We start from the raw sequence: 18,396 nt of genomic DNA, 5'->3' as shown, positions 1-18,396 counted from the left end.
AATGACCGAAGGCAATTTTACCGACTACGTAAAGATATACGCCGCCTCTGGCAAAGGAGGCGCAGGCTCTATGCACCTACACCGCGAGAAGTTCGTACCCAAAGGAGGCCCTGATGGAGGCGATGGCGGTCGAGGGGGGCATATCATCTTGCGTGGCAATAAACACCTTTGGACACTCATACACTTCAAGTTCCAACAGCACTTCCGCGCCGAACACGGAGAAGCCGGAGGAGCTAACCGTAGTTTTGGTGCCGACGGTAAAGATATTACTTTGGAAGTCCCCTTAGGAACCATTGTTAAAGATGCTAAAACCGAGGAAGTACTCTTTGAAATCACTGAAGACGGACAAGAAATTATCGCACTCCGCGGAGGCAAAGGAGGGTTAGGCAACTGGCATTTTCGCACAGCTACCAACCAAACCCCGCGCTACGCCCAACCAGGTCTGCCTGGTGAAGAACGCGAGTTGCTTTTAGAGTTAAAAGTGTTAGCCGATGTAGGTTTTGTAGGCTTTCCCAATGCGGGCAAATCTACACTGCTATCGGTAATTACTTCTGCTAAGCCAAAAATAGGCGACTATCCATTCACAACTCTCAAACCCAACTTGGGTATTGTGCAAAACCGCGATTACCAATCGTTTGTAGTAGCCGATATACCTGGGATTATAGAAGGAGCAGCCGAGGGAAAAGGCTTGGGGCATTACTTCTTGCGACATATAGAGCGCAACTCGGTATTGCTATTCCTCATTCCCGCCGACAGCAAGGATATCATAGCCGAATACCACATCTTGCTCAATGAACTCAAAGAATACAACCCCGAACTACTGGATAAAGACCGCCTCATAGCCATTTCAAAATCGGATATGTTAGACGACGAGCTCACCGAAGCCATTCGGCAAGAAGTAGCAACAGGATTAGGTGATACGCCTTTCTTGTTTATCTCGTCGGTATCGGGCAAAGGTATTCAGCAACTGAAAGACAAACTTTGGGAAATGATACAATAATATAAAAAGTCAGCTATAAAAGCTGACTTTTTATATTATTCAATTCCTTATAACGACTGCTTTCACATCAATAAATTTTAGGGTTCCACTGCTCGGGGTATTTAGGAGTAATATCCTTATAAAAGTTCTGTATTTTCTCCATTATTTGCTCTTGCGGTAGCGTTTGTAAGTCTTCTATGCTAATGGTCTTCCCGATATATATCATTTTCTTCTTGAAATCACCAGCACCTAAAACTATAGGCACTTGGGCAGAAAGTGCTATATGATAGAAGCCCATACGCCACTTGTTCACCTTAGAACGCGTGCCCTCGGGGGTTACTACTAAGCTAAAGTCTTCTTTCTTAAAGAGTTCAGTAACAAATTCTATCAAGTGATTGCGCTGTGAACGATTGATGCCAATCCCTCCTAACTTGCGCACTAACCAGCCGTACCACGCTTTAGTATGCGCATCTTTTATAATGAGTTTAATCGGTTTTTCCATCTTCCAATAAGCCAAGATTCCCAAAACAAACTCCCAATTAGTAGTATGTGGTGCTACTACTAACACACAGCGGTTTAAGGTTTTCAAATCACCTTGCAATTCTATCTTCCACCCCATTAGCCATAAGGCAAAGGAACCAATCCATTTTTTCATCTTTATTCTATTTATAACTCGCTTTTACGCGTAATATTTTCTATTTCACTACCAGTATTAGTATATTATAATCACTACAAAATTGCCTGTCGTGCTACGACTAACTCGCTTTTACGCGTAATATTTTCTATTTCACTACCAGTATTAGTATATTATAATCACTACAAAATTGCCTGTCGTGCTACGACTGCCCGCCGTGCTACGGCTACCCGTCGTGCTACGACCGTGTTACGACGTATCTTTCAAAAGTAAACCCATAAGCGTGCCGTTCGTCTTTTTCAAAACGCTCAGAGGCTACTAATTCCCATTCTTCACGGTTAAACTCAGGAAAGAATACATCAGCTTCGGCAAAAGTGTGATGTACCCGTGTGAGTTCTATCACATCGGCAAAGGGGAGGGCTTGCGCATAGATTTCTCCACCGCCTATCACGTAAGGGTTGGGGTCTATTGCCAAAGCCTTTTCTATCGCCTCTTCAAGTGAAGAAACCACCACAGCTCCCTCTTTCGCATACCCTTTCTGGCGCGTAATAACAATATGTATACGATTAGGCAAAGGCTTCGGGAAAGTCTCGAAAGTCTTTCGCCCCATTATAATGCAGTGTCTCGTCGTGAGGCGTTTAAAATGCTTAAAATCTTCAGGCAAATGCCATAACAGTTGGTCACCTTTGCCAATAGCATTATTCTCGGCAACAGCAGCTATAAGAGTTATCATATTTAGTGAAAAGTGAACAGTTAAAAGTTTGTAGGCGGCGTATTAGTTTGCTCGTTATCTTTCTCAGCCTGTTCAGCTGCCAATTCCCGTTTTGCTTGTTCCTTTTGTGTAGCAAACTCTTTTTCTACTGCGGCTTCCATCTTTATGAGTTTCTTCTGTTGGGCTGCTATCAGTTGTTCGCGTTGCTTTTCTTCCCATTCTTTCCCTAAGAAGCGATGCAATACAAATACATTCATAGCGTGCCACAGCCAGATGAAAAGCCACAAGAGTATCGCCCATAAATACCAATTATAGGTCGCTCCGTAGTCTAATACCTTATTGGCTACTACAAAAAAGATACAGCCTAACACAAAGGCAAAAAAGTGAAGATATAACAATCGTTTCTGCTTGAGACGATTTTCAGCATTTTTGAAAAGTTCATATTGTTCGGGAGTGAGTTGAGTGTCTGTCATTCTATATCTGTTTTTAAGATTTTGGTGCAAAAGTAAGAAAAATATGCTATCTACGAAAGAATTATACACTATTTATATTATTTTTGTCACTTCTCTTCTGTTCATCTGCTATTAATAAAACGCCTGTATGCCTCACATAAATTTGCCAATTAATTTACCAGCCCTGCTACGACTGTCCCGTCGCGCTATAACCTCACATTACCTCCGTCATTCGTCCCCACATTCCCCCTCATTGAGGTAGCCAGCGACAGCTGGGTATGTGAGAAGGGGGAGGTTATTCCCTAGTGCCTATTCCCTAAGACCCCACACCTCCCCATTTTCTCATTTTCTAATTTGCTAATTCCCTAATTATCCCTTCTCCTTTCCGTCACAACACTCCCCCCTCTCCTTGGGAGAAGTCTCCGAATAGGAGAGTATGTGAACGGGGTGAGGATTCTCTTTCTTTCGTCTCGAAACCTCTTTTTTAACATTTTTAGCCTTGTTGTATTGCAGTATGAATCAACAACTTATATACCCTTTCTATACCAATCGTCCAAGATTCGTATAAGCTTCCTATAAGCTCTCTATAAGCTAACCCCACCCTCCTTACAGCCTTTTTTTACCAAAACTCCTCTCAACTCTCTTCCGTTCTTTTCCGTTTCCTTCCGAAAGCTCCTATGCGTCACTTTTTGCGACACACACTTTAAATTTTGCCTGTGCGACTCAACACTGCCTGTGCGACTCGCACCTTTGCCAAAGTTGATTATTTGGTATTATTGGCATTATTGGCATTATTCGGTATTAATGGCATTATGAGCATTGTTATATTTATAACATCTCCAACTTCCTTTGTATAAAACCCCTTTTTTATTTTTATAGAAGCAAAAATGCTCTTATTTTTGCACTTTAATTCAGAGTATACTATGAATCAAAAGGTAAAAAGTGATGCACCCTGCACTTAACCAAAGTTTCAAACTTTGAGAATCTCAGAGCCTTTTCAAACAGATATTAAAAATAAATGAACTATGTCAGAAAATAAAAAATCCTTCGGTCAAACACTCAAAACTTTCTCTCCCAACTTCTGGGTAGCAAGTTTCCTCCAACTGATGGAACGTTGGGGCTTCTACGGTATCTTTACCCTTCTCCCCTTGTATTTAGTAGCTTCAACTGACCAAGGAGGATTAGGTCTTTCGCATACCGAAAAAGGAAGTATTATAGGCAACGTAACCGCTATACAGTACTTTTTGCCACTCGTCTTTGGCGTGATAGCCGACCGTATAGGCTACAAACTCTCTTTGGTCATTTCTTGTACTATAATGGCGATAGGCTATTACCTAATGGGTGAAGTAAACACCTATTGGTCGATGTATATGATGTTCCTTTTTGCCGCCGTTGGAGGGGGCTTCTTCAAACCCGTTATCAACGGTACCGTTGCCCGCAATACCGATGAAAGCACCAGTACAATGGGCTTCGGTATCTTCTATATGATGGTGAACGTCGGAGGCTTCTTAGGTCCTGCAATGTCGTCTTACCTACGCACTACCCTCGGTTGGCGCATTATCTTCCTGCAAGCTGCGGTGGTAATGGTTATCAACCTGCTGGTAGTTTTATTCTTTTTCAAAGAACCTAAAATGGCACAACGCGACAGCAAACCTATCCTCACTGAAATCAAAGAATCTATAATGCACATTATAGAGGCACTCAAAGACCGTCGCCTTACCATATTGCTCATACTGATGGTCGGCTTTTGGACGATGTTTAACCAGCTGTTCTACACCCTGCCTAATTTTATCGAAGATTGGGTAGATTCCTCCAAAGTAAGTGCCTGGATTAACCATCATTTGCCTTTCTTAGGCACTATCCTCACCGAAAAAGGACAAGTAAAAGCCGAATGGTTCATCAATATCGATTCGTTTATGATTATCTTCTTTCAGGTAGTTGTATCCTATTTCGTAACCAAAATGACTCACGTAAGCGCAATGATTCGCGGTACGATTATCGGAACCATAGGGGTAACGCTCACTTTTATGTTCAATAATGTGTGGTTTACCATTATTGGCACTATGATTTTCTCCATAGGCGAAATGGCTGCTAGCCCTACGCTTTCAGCTTTTATCGCTCAAATCACCCCTAAGGGGAAGGAAGCCCTCTATCAAGGCACTTATTTTTTGCCTGTGGCGGTAGGTAATTATATTGCAGGGCTTATTTCTGGTGATTTATACGAAAAATGGTCTGATAAATATACTTTATTAAAAACCGAACTCACAAATAAAGCCATTACAATGCCTGAAAACCTCACTAAAAAGGAATATTTCGATTTGGCAAGTCAGAAGTTAGGTCTCAGTCAGTCTCAAATCACCGATTTGCTTTGGAATACTTATAACCCGAACAAAATGTGGTATCTTATTTGTGGAATAGGGGTCTTTGCTGCCCTATCACTATATGTCTATAACAAAATAATGGTAAGAAAAGAATCAATTTAATAAATCTAACTTTTTTCTTACTCTTAGGTTAAACTCCGCTTTCGTTGCCTTTACCTCTCTGAGAAAGCCATCGAGAGCGGACTTTTTTTGTCTTACCGTAGCCTTAGATTCGAATAACCTTCGAATAACCTCTTGATTTTTAACTATATTTCACCTGCCATACCTTTTACCTTTTTCCTTATTTGTTAAATTGCTAATTACGCCGTACCTTTGCACCTTGAAATTAAAAGTTAAACTTAAAAACAAAACACTATGGATTTTTTAAAATTAGCACAAACCCGCTATACTACTAAACATTACAGCTCTAAACGTGTGAGCGATGAGGATATCGCTAAACTCAAAGAAATATTGCGCCTCGCTCCTTCATCTATCAATTCTCAACCTTGGCAATTTGTTTTCATAAGTGATGAGGCTACTAAGGAAGCATTCGCCAAAGTGTCGTTTATCAATGAAGAGCGCGTTAAAAAAGCAAGTCATTTAGTAGTGTTTATGGCGAATAGTGCTTTGCCTTCATTTGAAAAAAAACTCGCTAAAGCTGCTACCGAAACAGGACTCAACTTCTATCATAAAGTGCAAAAACCCAAAGGTGATGTAGGACTCTATGCGTGGATAAACAACCAAGTGTACATCGCATTAGGATTTTTTCTCAGTGCGTGTGCTTCTATGGGCATCGATAGTACTCCTATGGAATGTATTGTCAATACCGAATACGACAAGCTTCTGAATGAACCTCAATACACTACGCTCTTCGCGGTGGCGATAGGCTATCGTGACCCTGAGGACAGCAATCAGTTGCACTTGCGCCCAAAATCGCGCTTGCCGTTAGAAGAGGTAGTAAAGGATTTTAAATTATAATTAGGGTCGTAAACTTTGCCAAAGTTGAAGCCAACAGCTTTATTTTTACTTCTTTGTTTGATTTGAATTGATTTGTAAGATTTCTAAGGCGACAGCCTTATCTCTAACACAAATATATGCAACAAAAACGCGACATACGCGCTCTTACTAAGGAGGAACTTCGCGCTTTCTTCGAGAGCAATGGCGATAAACCTTTCCGTGGCAACCAAGTATATGAATGGTTGTGGCAGAAAGGCGTGCATACTTTTGAGCAGATGACCTCCCTGCCCAAAGCTACTCGCGAGATGCTCGCTGAACATTTTAGCATCAACCATATCAAAGTAGATGTGATGCAGCGCAGTAACGATGGTACGATTAAAAACGCTGTGCGTTTGCACGACGGGTTATTAGTAGAGTCGGTGCTAATTCCTACCGATACCCGCACCACCGCTTGCGTATCCAGTCAGGTGGGGTGTAGTCTCAACTGTTCGTTTTGTGCCACTGCTCGCTTAAAACGTATGCGCAATCTCCTCCCCGATGAGATATTCGACCAAGTAAAGGTAATCGATGAGCAGAGTCGCGCTTTCTTTGGTCGTCCGCTCTCTAACATAGTATTTATGGGAATGGGCGAACCGCTGATGAACTATAATAATGTATTGAAGGCAATCGACAAGATTACTTCGCCTGAGGGCTTAGGAATGTCGCCTAAACGCATTACGCTATCCACTTCGGGTATCCCCAAATTGATAAAAAAAATGGCTGATGATGAGGTAAAATTCAAATTAGCTGTATCTTTGCACTCGGCTATTGGCAGTGTACGAACGGGCATTATGCCTTTCAATGAGCAATTTCCACTGGAAGAATTACGCGAAGCCTTAGCGTATTGGTATCAAAAAACCAAAAATCGCATCACCTACGAATATGTGGTGTGGAAGGGTATCAACGACCAGAAGAAGGACGTAGAAGCACTGATAAAGTTTTGTAAGTTTGCCCCTTCTAAGGTAAACCTCATTGAGTACAACCCTATTGACGATGGAGCATTTCAACAAGCCGACCCTAAGGCGCTTGAACTTTACCAAACAATGCTTGAAGAGGCAGGCATCACCGTTACCGTTCGCCACTCCCGTGGTAAAGACATCGATGCTGCCTGCGGACAATTAGCAAATAAGAAAGTGAATAGTGAAAAGTGAATGGTGGCATAACATTTGCGTCATATCACTTGTTACCTTTTACCTTTTATCTTTTACCTAAATTAGAATGGAAGTATTTTTAATAAAAGCGGCTCAGCTGATTCTGAGTCTTTCAATTTTAGTAGTCCTACACGAATTAGGACATTTTATACCTGCTAAACTCTTCAAAACAAGAGTAGAAAAGTTTTTTCTTTTCTTCGATGTGAAGTTTGCCCTTTTTAAGAAGAAGATAGGCGAAACAGTATACGGCATTGGGTGGCTACCGTTGGGTGGCTACGTGAAGATTGCCGGTATGATTGATGAGAGTATGGACAAGGAGCAAATGGCGCAACCTCCACAACCGTGGGAGTTCCGTTCTAAACCTGCGTGGCAACGCCTTATCATTATGGTAGGTGGTGTAACGGTAAACCTGCTCTTGGGCTTCATTATCTACGCGATGATACTCTTCACTTGGGGGCAAGACCAGCTCAAACCCGAAGGTATTAAGGAAGGTTTTGCAGTAACCCGCACAATGCGCGCTTATGGGTTCCAGAACGGCGATATTGTAACCGCTATTAATGGCAAACCCTTAGAAAGCGTAGCCGATGTAAGTAAATACATCTTATTGCGCAATACCAGTGAGCTTACCGTAAAAGGACAAGACGGAACTGTGCGTACTCTATATCTCCCTGATTCTATTGGGAAGATGCTCTATTTACGTGGAGAAACGACTCCTTTTAGTGTAAAAGTAAAACCTGTTATCGATACAGTAATAGTGGGAATGCCTGCCCAGAAAGCAGGTTTACAAAAGGGCGATAAGCTGTTAAGCATCAATGGAGAACCTATTTACTATTTCTCCGATGTAACCCCTGCTCTTGCAATGGCTCCTGAGAACACTCCTCTCACCTTTGCTATTGAGCGCAACGGAGAGCCAATGACTCTCAGCGTTCTGCCTGACAGTAATAAAAAAATAGGTATCAGCGGTATGCAAACCGAAGGAGAGGTACAATTTACCCATAAGACGTACAGTTTAGGAGAAGCCCTCAGTCACGGAATTGCATACGGTTACAATGTGCTACACGACTATGTAGCCCAGTTTAAATTTATCTTTACCAAGAAGGGTGCGAGTGAAGTAGGAGGCTTTGGTTCTATAGGAAAGCTCTTCCCATCGTCTTGGAATTGGCTCGCTTTTTGGCATATTACTGCCTTCCTATCTATTGCCTTAGCCTTTATGAATATTTTACCTATCCCAGCCTTAGATGGCGGACACGTGGTATTCCTCCTCTACGAAATGGTAACGGGTAGAAAACCGAGTGAAAAAGTATTAGAACACGCTCAAATGGTAGGTTTTGCTATTTTAATAGCCCTTTTGCTATATGCTAATGGTAGTGACTTGTATAGAGCGATATTTAACAAGTAAATGAAACACATCTACTTCATCATATTATTCTTGAGTTTTGGAGCACTGCAAGCGCAGAGCCTTGAGAAAGTACGCGTTGCCTATACTACGGCTTCCGATAGCAAAGAAAACGCTGTAGCTTTTGCAGAACTAATGGCTAATACTCCTACTACCGATGTGGTGTTAAGTGCTTATAAAGGCGCGAGTAAGATGATATTAGCAAAATTTGGAGGTAATCGTATTGCCCTGCTCAAAGAGGGCAAACCGCTGTTAGAAAACGCCCTCAAACAGCAACCTCAAAACGCTGAACTCCACCTTATACGCCTCAGTGTGCAAGAACACTTGCCCAAAGTAGTACCCTATCGCAAAGACATCACTGCCGATAAGGATTTTATACTCGCGCACTACGCTCAGCAAACCCGTGAACTACAAAAGTATATAGCTGGGTTTGTAAAGAAGTCGAAAGTGTTTAACGATGAAGAGAAAAAGAAAATGGGGCTATGAACTATTGCGTTTTAATTCCTACTTATAACAATGCTAAAACCCTCGCTCGTGTGATTGATGGAGTGCTTCGCTATACCTCTCACATTATCATAGTGAATGATGGCGCTACCGATGCTACTCCCGATATACTCGCGCGTTACCCTGAGCTCACTATTATTCATCTTCCTAAGAATAAAGGTAAAGGCAACGCCCTGCGGATAGGCTTTAACAAAGCCCGCAATTTAGGCTACGACTACGCCCTTACCATCGACTCCGACGGACAACATTACCCTGAAGATATACCTGTATTTATAGCTACTATCGAAGCGGAAAGCGAAACTACTCTATTGGTAGGTAGTAGGAATATGACCCAAGACGGGGTACCTAAGAAAAGTAGCTTCGGACATAAATTTTCTAACTTCTGGTTTCACCTCGAAACGGGCGTCAATCTTCCTGATACACAATCAGGATATAGGTTATATCCTTTGCAGTACATTCCTAGGAAATATTACACCGAAAAGTTTGAGTTTGAGATAGAGATATTAGTGCGCAGTAGTTGGAATGGGGTACAATTGAAGAATGTACCTATACAAGTGCTGTACGACCCCGAAGAACGAGTTTCCCATTTTCGTCCGTTTAGGGATTTTATGCGTATCAGTGTGCTGAATAGTGTGTTGGTGCTCATTGCGCTCTTCTATATCAAACCGCGTAATTTTTTTAGAGATGCTAAGAAGAAGAGTCTCAAACGTTTTATTAAAGAAGATATATTAGAGAGCGACAGTAGCGATAGTGTGAAGGCAGGTTCGGTAGCATTAGGTGTATTCTTTGGCATTGCGCCTTTTTGGGGATTTCAAACCATACTTACTATTACTTTGGCGGTATTCTTCAATTTGAACAAAACATTGGCTTTTATTTGCTCGAATGTGAGTATTCCTCCAATGATACCGGTGCTTATTTTCACTTCTCTTAAAATAGGTACTTTTTTTGTGGGGGGCACGATTCTTCCGCAAGGAGACCTCACCACAATGGAATACATCAAAAACAATTTGTTGCAATACTTAGTAGGGAGTTTTACTTTGGCGATTACTGCTTCATTTGTTTTAGGAATGCTTACCTATGGTTTATTAAAAATAAAAAGTAAAAAAGCTTAGATTATTAGACTTCCCTTTTTAATTCTCTCACTACTTCGAGTTCTCTTATTATTTCTTCTGAGGAATCTAACGTTACTAATCGCTGGCGATGTTCTTTAAAATTAGGAATCCCCTTGAAATAATTAGCATAATGCCTGCGCATTTCCAACACTCCTTGTCGTTCACCTTTCCATTCTACCGACCATAACAGATGGTTTTTAGCAGCTTCTACACGATCGGATATAGTAGGGGAGGGGAGAAGCTCTCCCGTTGCAAAATAATGCTTTATTTCATTAAATATCCACGGATAACCAATGGCTGCACGACCTATCATTATGCCGTCAACACCGTAAGTATTGCGGTATTCTAAGGCTTTTTCAGGACTATCGATATCGCCGTTACCAAAAATAGGAATATGGATACGAGGATTGTTCTTCACTTTGGCAATGTAGCTCCAATCGGAGTGACCTTTGTACATCTGGCTACGGGTACGGGCGTGAATGGTAAGTGCGCTGATACCTACATCTTGCAGACGTTCGGCTACTTCTTCTATATTGATACTTTGCTCGTCCCAGCCTAAACGCGTTTTTACGGTTACAGGTAAATGGGTACTGTTTACGACAGCTTTGGTAAGGCGCACCATCAAATCGATATCTTTCAAAACCCCCGCTCCTGCGCCTTTGCTTACAACCTTCTTTACAGGACAACCAAAGTTGATGTCTACTAAATCGGGGTTTACAGTGGCAACGATTTTAGCTGAGAGCGCCATTGCTTCTTCATCACCTCCAAAAATTTGTATGCCTACGGGGCGTTCGTAATCGAAAATATCTAACTTTTGACGGCTTTTAATGGCGTCGCGTATGAGTCCTTCGGAGGAGATAAACTCACTGTAAAGTATATCAGCTCCGTGCATTTTACAGAGGCGACGAAAGGGAGGATCGCTTACATCTTCCATAGGAGCAAGCAATAAAGGGAAATCTCCTAAATCTATGTTTCCTATTTTAGGCAATTTTTTTAATGATTAATTGTTAATGATTAATGGTTAGCGATTAATAATGAAGAAACCTCTTTCTGCCCTCTCTGTGAGGGGAATTAGAGATGCAAAAGCGATACTTCGGGCGAAACTTTGCATATTGTTAAATGAATAAATATCCTATTCCCACCCCTACAAAATATTGAGCTTCTGGTTGCCAAAGGGTACGCCCTCCGCTGAGGTCTATTTGAAAATTAGGTTTTAGGAGGTACGCAATTCCTGCATTGATATTATGCTCAGGAGCACGCGTGCCATTATAGGAGGCGTAATATTCTACAAAAGTCCAAAACTTATTGTTGGGAGCATAATTGATTTGGGCGGTAACATCCAAATTTTCAAATTGTCCAGAACTACTAGCGCAATAAGCTAATGAAAGTGCATCGGTGAGGGAACTCTCGAACGCTAAGCAAGCATCGAAAGTATAGGCTTTAGCATCTGTTTTGCTGTATTGCCCATAGCCAATGAGCCCTACTGAGGGGATAAAACGCTGTTCGGATTCGTACAAACGCTGTTTTACGCTGAAGGTAGTACTGCTAAAATCGGGGGTACGGAGGTCGAAATCGCCTTCTAAACGGATTTCTGTGTTAGGGATAAGTCCGTAGCGTAACATTAGATTCGCACTGCTATCTTCTTTGCTGAAAACATATCCGTTTTCTATTTGAAACTGACCTTTGGGTAGCGTGTACACCCCTTCACTTTGGTCGGGGCGATCGGTGTTAATGTTTTCATCACTTTGAGCAATAGCCAAAGAAGTGCAGCACAGGCACAAAAGGAGTAAAAATAGGTTATTCTTCGATTTTTTCATATAAAAAATTATTAAAAGGGAAGCGGGTGATGTGTATCTCTTTAACTTTTTCGTACACCACCTCGCGAAATTCTTCGAGATTGTTTTTGTTGAGAGCTGAAATAAACAATACATCACGCCCCATTCGCTGCATCCAAGTTTGTTTCCATTCCTCAAGGGTGAAGTGTTTTGTAGTGCGCTGGGTAGCCAAATCGTCTTCGGCAATTTCTTCGTTTGTATAAGCGTCGATTTTATTGAATACCATAATGGTAGGTTTATCGGCGCTGTGAATTTCGGCTAATATTTGGTTTACTGATTGGATATGTTCCTCAAAATTAGGGTGCGAAATATCTACTACGTGCAAGAGCAAATCGGCTTCACGTACCTCGTCGAGGGTACTTTTAAACGACTCGATGAGCTGGGTAGGCAGTTTGCGAATGAACCCTACGGTATCGCTGAGCAAGAACGGTAGGTTTTCAATCACAACCTTGCGCACGGTGGTATCGAGGGTGGCAAAGAGCTTATTTTCGGCAAAGACTTCGCTTTTGCTTATCACGTTCATTAGGGTAGATTTGCCTACATTGGTATATCCGATGAGTGCCACCCGCACTAATGCTCCGCGATTACTGCGTTGAGTAGCCATTTGCTTATCGATAGCGGTGAGTTTCTTTTTGAGCAGGGCGATACGGTCGCGCACGATACGGCGGTCGGTTTCGATTTCGGTTTCACCAGGACCACGCATACCGATACCGCCTCGCTGACGTTCGAGGTGCGTCCATAAACCCGTAAGGCGCGGTAAGAGGTATTCGTATTGTGCCAATTCGACTTGTGTACGCGAATAGCTGGTTTGTGCACGCTGAGCAAAGATATCGAGAATAAGCCCTGTGCGGTCTAATATCTTTGCTTTGAGAATACGCTCGATATTCTTCTGTTGAGCAGGGGTGAGTTCATCGTCGAAGATAACAGTACCTACCTCATTTTCTTCAACAAATTGCTGTACTTCCTCCATCTTACCGGTGCCGATGAAGGTTTTAGGGTTAGGCACATCAAGCTTTTGGGTGAAGCGTTTGAGCACTTCACCCCCAGCTGTGTAAGTAAGAAATTCGAGTTCGTCTAAATATTCCTTAGATTTTTCTTCGGTTTGTGTTTGATTGATAATCCCTACAAGTACTACTTTCTCGTAGGTAAGATTGATTTGTTCTAACATTCGTTAATCCCATTTGTGGCGAGAGGAAATGGCGTGTTTGCCACTTCCGGTAAAGAACAAAGCTAAAGCACCGAAAAGGAATAGTCCAGGCAGTTCAGGAGCCCAACCACCGTGAGCCGTAACTGCGGTAATTTGGCCTCCATACGCCAAAAAGAGCGTACTAATTCCGCCGAGTACCATTATAAGAGCAGCTAAACGGGTTCGGAAGCCTAATACAATCATTATAGGAGCGATGATTTCGCTAAGATATACCCCATAGGCAATGAAGGTGGGAAGACCTTTGGCTACTAAGGTACTTTGAACATATCCAAAGGCATCGGCGTGTAATAATTTGTTGATGCCGTGAGGAAGCATAAGCAAGCCTATGGTGAGGCGGAGGACGAGGAGTCCAAAATCTCTGTTTTTCATTTTATAAAAGGGTTTTTTAAGTTTACGGGGGCAAAGATAGGGAATAATTAGCAAATTAGCAAGTTCGTAGCACGACAGGCAGAGAAAATTAGCAAATTAGAAAATGAGAGAATTAGAAAATAGAGGAATATTGAGAGGTTCGGAAGATAACGGAAGATTTCAGAAGAGGGTTGAGAGGAATTTTGGTGAGAAAAGGCTGTTAGGAGGGTGGGGTTAGCTTATAGAGAGCTTATAGGAAGCTTATACGAATCTTGGACGATTGGTATAGAAAGGGTGTATAAGTGATTGATTCATAATATAATACAACAAGGCTAAAAATGTTAAAAACGGGGTTTCGAGGCGAAAGAAATAGGAAGAGGTGATAGGTCTTAGGCCATAGGCACTAGGGGATAACCTCCCCCTTCTCACATACCCAGCTGTCGCTGGCTACCTCAATGAGGGGGAATGTGGGGACGAATGACGGAGGTAATGTGAGGTTATAGCGCGATAGGCGGGTGAGAAATTAGAGATTTTCTGATAATTGAAAAAAAATTACTACTTTTGCCGAACTTTTCACAGACGAATAATAGCAAAATTAAACACTATGCGAACTCTTGTTATAGGCGATATACACGGTGCTTTACGCGCTTTGGTGCAGGTGCTTGAAAGGGCTGATATACAAGCTGATGACTACCTTATTTTCCTTGGTGATTACGCTGACGGTTGGAGTGAGACTCCCGAGGTGATGGATTTTCTCATCGGATACCAAAAGAAACAGCGTTGTTTGTTCCTCAGAGGGAATCACGATGCGCTTTGCCGTGAGTTTCTTTTAGGGAAAGAGATGGATACTCTTTGGCGTTTGCACGGAGGAAAAGCTACTGAAAAGGCTTATCGGAATGTTTCAGCAGAGCGCAAAAAGGCTCATATTGATTTTATAAACTCGCTTGAAAATTACTACTTGGATAGCAAAAATAGGCTTTTTCTTCACGCGGGATTTACTAATTTGCGGGGGATTGCTCACGAGCATTTCGAACAGATGTACTATTGGGATAGAACGCTTTGGGAACTTGCTTGTAGCGTTAGTCTTCCTAAAACGGATAAGTACTATCCTAACCGTTTGAAACTCTATAATGAAATTTATATAGGACATACACCTACCACGCGCTTGGGAACTGATAAACCTCTTATTATAAACGGAGTAGCAAATGTAGATACAGGGGCGGGCTTCAAAGGACGCCTTACGGTTATGGATATTGAAACGAAGGAATATTGGCAGAGTGAGCCTGTTTATAAACTGTATCCAGAAGAACAAGGACGCAATCAATAAAATATTAAAAAATGAAGAAGTTTATATACCTACTGTTATTACTGCCGATGTGTGGTGTAGCACAAGAACAATTGCAAAATGAAAGTGCTATTTTTAAAGCTATTGAGGCGAAATTTAAGCTCGACAGACGTCAGGTGTATTGGGCACTTTATACGGAGCGAGGGCTAAAAGAAGATACGATACATAAGCTCGTGGTTTTTCCTTTAAAGAAAAGAAGTAAGGACAAAATGCTTTATGATGTTTATGTTGTTTTGTACAATCTTCAGAAACAGATGATAGATAACTACTACATAGGTGAAGGTGAATGGGAAGACAGTGATAGAGGGCGCTTACAGGGTTTGGAAGTGGCATCTCAGACGCCACTGTTGGGGAAGAAAGCGATTGCCTATCAGGTGAGGGTGTTTTTCTCGAATGCCGATAAAAATAAGCCTATGGGCTCGGAGGTGCTCACCTATTTTATTACTAAAGGGAGGAAGTTGCAAAAAGTGTTAAGCACTGATATATTTTCTTATACGGCTGATATTTCGAGGGGAGGAACTGCAAAAACTCCTTGTGAGGGAGAAAAAAAAGAGATGAGTAGCAAATTGCATATTTCAGATCATAAGGTGCGAGGTTTCTATACCATAGAGGAGACACGTGTTACTAAGCATATAAAAATAGAGCGTGATGCGGAAGGATTTTGCGCTGAAAGGGTGGTTGATAGTAAAGAAGATGTGATACAGATGCAATACAAAAAAGGGAAATATCAACCACAATAATTGCTATAACGATGAAAAAAACGGTGGGTTTTGTAGGACAAATAAAGAAATGTTGAAAAATTATAAACTTTATAATCAACCACTTACCAAAATACATAAAACTTTTTCAAAAAAAAGTATATAAAAATTTTGTAGGAAAATAAAAAGGTTATACCTTTGCACCCGCAAAAGAGGAGAGTAGTGCCTTTGGAGCGGAAAGAACAACACGTACCTTGACATAATGTTGTACAGCACAAAGAAGATTTAAAGAATTGAGTGAAACCTGAAGTCAATAACTTAAGAATCGGTTAGAAGATATAAAAGATTTTAACGATGAAGAGTTTGATCCTGGCTCAGGATGAACGCTAGCGGCAGGCCTAACACATGCAAGTCGAGGGGGAAGTTACTTTCGGGTGACTGAGACCGGCGTACGGGTGCGTAACGCGTATACAATCTGCCTTTCACTGGGGGATAGCCCGAAGAAATTTGGATTAATACCCTATGGTATAAGAGCACGGCATCGTGCACTTATTAAAGCTACGGTGGTGAAAGATGAGTATGCGTTCTATTAGCTAGTTGGAGAGGTAACGGCTCCCCAAGGCTATGATAGATAGGGGTTCTGAGAGGGATGTCCCCCACACTGGTACTGAGATACGGACCAGACTCCTACGGGAGGCAGCAGTGAGGAATATTGGACAATGGTCGGAAGACTGATCCAGCCATGCCGCGTGCAGGATGACGGCCTTATGGGTTGTAAACTGCTTTTGTAAGGGAAGAATAAGGGCTACGCGTAGTTTGATGACGGTACCTTATGAATAAGCATCGGCTAACTCCGTGCCAGCAGCCGCGGTAATACGGAGGATGCGAGCGTTATCCGGAATCATTGGGTTTAAAGGGTCTGTAGGCGGGCTTGTAAGTCAGAGGTGAAAGCGCTTAGCTCAACTAAGCAACTGCCTTTGAAACTGTTGGTCTTGAATGGTTGTGAAGTAGTTGGAATGTGTAGTGTAGCGGTGAAATGCTTAGATATTACACAGAACACCGATAGCGAAGGCATATTACTAACAATTAATTGACGCTGATGGACGAAAGCGTGGGGAGCGAACAGGATTAGATACCCTGGTAGTCCACGCTGTAAACGATGGATACTAGCTGTTTGGAGTAATCTGAGTGGCTAAGCGAAAGTGATAAGTATCCCACCTGGGGAGTACGTTCGCAAGAATGAAACTCAAAGGAATTGACGGGGGCCCGCACAAGCGGTGGAGCATGTGGTTTAATTCGATGATACGCGAGGAACCTTACCAAGGTTTAAATGGGGACTGACAGGGGTAGAGATACCTTTTTCTTCGGACAGTTTTCAAGGTGCTGCATGGTTGTCGTCAGCTCGTGCCGTGAGGTGTCAGGTTAAGTCCTATAACGAGCGCAACCCCTGCCATTAGTTGCTAACGAGTTAAGTCGAGCCCTCTAATGGGACTGCCGGTGCAAACCGTGAGGAAGGTGGGGATGACGTCAAATCATCACGGCCCTTACATCTTGGGCTACACACGTGCTACAATGGCCGTTACAGAGAGCAGCCACTGCGTGAGCAGGCGCGAATCTATAAAGACGGTCACAGTTCGGATCGGAGTCTGCAACTCGACTCCGTGAAGCTGGAATCGCTAGTAATCGGATATCAGCCATGATCCGGTGAATACGTTCCCGGGCCTTGTACACACCGCCCGTCAAGCCATGGAAGCTGGGAGTACCTGAAGACGGTCACCGCGAGGAGCTGTTTAGGGTAAAACTAGTGACTGGGGCTAAGTCGTAACAAGGTAGCCGTACCGGAAGGTGCGGCTGGAACACCTCCTTTCTAGAGACGACCGATTTAATTAGCAAATTAGAAAATTTGGTAATTAGCAAATTGATAAAAAGGAGCCTCATTCTTTAAATCTTGCTGACAACAAAATAAAATTTGCAAATTTGCTAATTTACAAATTTGCTAATTAGAACAAAGTCTCATAGCTCAGCTGGTTAGAGCGCTACACTGATAATGTAGAGGTCGGCAGTTCGAGTCTGCCTGGGACTACAAAGCAGAGAAAAAGAAGTTAGAGCTACGGGTGCTAACACCTAACCCCTAACCCCTAACACCTGAAAATGGGGAATTAGCTCAGCTGGCTAGAGCACCTGCCTTGCACGCAGGGGGTCAAGGGTTCGAATCCCTTATTCTCCACAACAGTTTCCCCACAAACACCCCTCCTTGGGAGGGGAAGGGGGAGGAAACCGTACATTGACATATTGGGATAAAGAGCATAAGAGATCAATAAGGATTTATTGATAATCTAACGAAAAAATATTAAAAAGAATCAAAGAGAACGAGAGGTACCTAGATAATTGTCAATTATCAATTGTTAATTGTCAATTGACTAGGACTACAAGCGCGAAAAGTTATGTAAGGGCGTATGGGGGATGCCTAGGCTCTCAGAGGCGAAGAAGGACGTGATAAGCTGCGAAAAGTTGCGTGGATTGGCACATACGAGTTGATACGCAAATATCCGAATGGGGCAACCCAGTACATTGAAGATGTACTACATCGTAAAGATGGGCAAACCCGCTGAACTGAAACATCTAAGTAGGCGGAGGAGAAGAAAACAAAAGTGATTCCCAGAGTAG

Annotated in this window: 16 protein-coding genes, 2 tRNA genes and 2 rRNA genes (1 of these 20 only partly in view); 13 read left to right on the top strand and 7 right to left on the bottom strand. The window is 42.4% G+C overall.

The genetic code is table 11. The features are described 5' to 3' along the window. Position 1 precedes the first annotated feature (1 nt). Entirely contained in the window at positions 2-1,000 is a 999-nt protein-coding gene (obgE, locus tag HW279_RS02300) for a GTPase ObgE (protein ID WP_178957810.1), read from the top strand. A 67-nt stretch (positions 1,001-1,067) separates the two neighbouring features. Here the strand turns inward: obgE and HW279_RS02295 are convergent, their stop codons facing one another. From HW279_RS02295 to HW279_RS02285, 3 genes are all read right to left on the bottom strand, one after another. Next, on the bottom strand, positions 1,068-1,634 hold the full coding sequence (locus tag HW279_RS02295) for a 1-acyl-sn-glycerol-3-phosphate acyltransferase (protein ID WP_178957809.1): 567 nt from the start codon (positions 1,632-1,634) through the stop codon (positions 1,068-1,070). A 217-nt stretch (positions 1,635-1,851) separates the two neighbouring features. Continuing rightward, positions 1,852-2,346, bottom strand: a complete 495-nt coding sequence (locus HW279_RS02290; protein WP_178957808.1) for a dihydrofolate reductase — start codon at positions 2,344-2,346, stop codon at positions 1,852-1,854. Positions 2,347-2,366: 20 nt separating this feature from the next. Continuing rightward, positions 2,367-2,798: a 2TM domain-containing protein gene (locus HW279_RS02285; RefSeq protein WP_178957807.1), complete on the bottom strand. Its 432-nt coding sequence runs from the start codon at positions 2,796-2,798 to the stop codon at positions 2,367-2,369. Positions 2,799-3,802: 1,004 nt separating this feature from the next. On the opposite strand from HW279_RS02285, the gene HW279_RS02280 reads away from it, so the two are divergent. The 6 genes from HW279_RS02280 (at position 3,803) to HW279_RS02255 (ending at position 10,296) form a co-directional block, all read left to right on the top strand. Next, complete coding sequence (locus HW279_RS02280) at positions 3,803-5,260, top strand: MFS transporter (RefSeq protein WP_178957806.1); 1,458 nt, start codon at positions 3,803-3,805, stop codon at positions 5,258-5,260. A gap of 252 nt (positions 5,261-5,512) precedes the next feature. Further along, positions 5,513-6,115 carry a nitroreductase family protein gene (locus HW279_RS02275; RefSeq protein WP_178957805.1) on the top strand — a complete coding sequence of 201 codons (603 nt, stop codon included), beginning with the start codon at positions 5,513-5,515 and terminating at the stop codon, positions 6,113-6,115. Positions 6,116-6,231: 116 nt separating this feature from the next. Beyond that, positions 6,232-7,284 (top strand): 23S rRNA (adenine(2503)-C(2))-methyltransferase RlmN, encoded by a 1,053-nt coding sequence (rlmN, locus tag HW279_RS02270; protein ID WP_178957804.1) that lies wholly within the window; start codon positions 6,232-6,234, stop codon positions 7,282-7,284. 67 nt (positions 7,285-7,351) lie between these two features. Further along, a complete protein-coding gene (rseP, locus tag HW279_RS02265; RefSeq protein WP_178957803.1) occupies positions 7,352-8,683 on the top strand; it encodes an RIP metalloprotease RseP in 1,332 nt (443 codons plus the stop codon). Further along, positions 8,684-9,166, top strand: a complete 483-nt coding sequence (locus tag HW279_RS02260) for a hypothetical protein (protein ID WP_178957802.1) — start codon at positions 8,684-8,686, stop codon at positions 9,164-9,166. After that, complete coding sequence (locus HW279_RS02255; protein ID WP_178957801.1) at positions 9,163-10,296, top strand: DUF2062 domain-containing protein; 1,134 nt, start codon at positions 9,163-9,165, stop codon at positions 10,294-10,296. Before HW279_RS02260 ends, HW279_RS02255 begins: the two co-directional genes overlap by 4 nt. Before the next feature lie 4 nt (positions 10,297-10,300). Here HW279_RS02255 and dusB read toward each other — a convergent pair whose 3' ends face one another. From dusB to HW279_RS02235, 4 genes are all read right to left on the bottom strand, one after another. Then, entirely contained in the window at positions 10,301-11,284 is a 984-nt protein-coding gene (dusB, locus tag HW279_RS02250) for a tRNA dihydrouridine synthase DusB (RefSeq protein ID WP_178957800.1), read from the bottom strand. A 127-nt stretch (positions 11,285-11,411) separates the two neighbouring features. Beyond that, positions 11,412-12,113 carry a transporter gene (locus HW279_RS02245; protein WP_178957799.1) on the bottom strand — a complete coding sequence of 234 codons (702 nt, stop codon included), beginning with the start codon at positions 12,111-12,113 and terminating at the stop codon, positions 11,412-11,414. Then, complete coding sequence (gene hflX / locus HW279_RS02240) at positions 12,094-13,299, bottom strand: GTPase HflX (RefSeq protein ID WP_178957798.1); 1,206 nt, start codon at positions 13,297-13,299, stop codon at positions 12,094-12,096. The genes HW279_RS02245 and hflX overlap by 20 nt, the downstream gene beginning before the upstream one ends. A gap of 3 nt (positions 13,300-13,302) precedes the next feature. Further along, positions 13,303-13,707 carry a DoxX family protein gene (locus HW279_RS02235; protein WP_178957797.1) on the bottom strand — a complete coding sequence of 135 codons (405 nt, stop codon included), beginning with the start codon at positions 13,705-13,707 and terminating at the stop codon, positions 13,303-13,305. Positions 13,708-14,290: 583 nt separating this feature from the next. On the opposite strand from HW279_RS02235, the gene HW279_RS02230 reads away from it, so the two are divergent. From HW279_RS02230 to HW279_RS02205, 6 genes are all read left to right on the top strand, one after another. Continuing rightward, entirely contained in the window at positions 14,291-15,013 is a 723-nt protein-coding gene (locus HW279_RS02230; protein ID WP_009420296.1) for a metallophosphoesterase, read from the top strand. A gap of 11 nt (positions 15,014-15,024) precedes the next feature. Continuing rightward, entirely contained in the window at positions 15,025-15,771 is a 747-nt protein-coding gene (locus HW279_RS02225; protein ID WP_178957796.1) for a hypothetical protein, read from the top strand. A gap of 309 nt (positions 15,772-16,080) precedes the next feature. Next, positions 16,081-17,596: ribosomal RNA gene (locus HW279_RS02220) — 16S ribosomal RNA — on the top strand. 142 nt (positions 17,597-17,738) lie between these two features. Next, positions 17,739-17,812, top strand: a tRNA-Ile gene (locus HW279_RS02215). A 70-nt stretch (positions 17,813-17,882) separates the two neighbouring features. Beyond that, positions 17,883-17,956: transfer RNA gene (locus tag HW279_RS02210), tRNA-Ala, on the top strand. Positions 17,957-18,164: 208 nt separating this feature from the next. Further along, a 23S ribosomal RNA gene (locus HW279_RS02205) occupies positions 18,165-18,396 on the top strand; it runs 2,612 nt beyond the window's last position. Together the 16S and 23S rRNA genes with 2 tRNA genes alongside form the textbook arrangement of a ribosomal RNA operon.

This window comes from Capnocytophaga sp. oral taxon 903 (assembly GCF_013394785.1).
Lineage (GTDB): Bacteria > Bacteroidota > Bacteroidia > Flavobacteriales > Flavobacteriaceae > Capnocytophaga > Capnocytophaga ochracea.
This window is presented reverse-complemented; position numbering and strand designations above follow the sequence as displayed.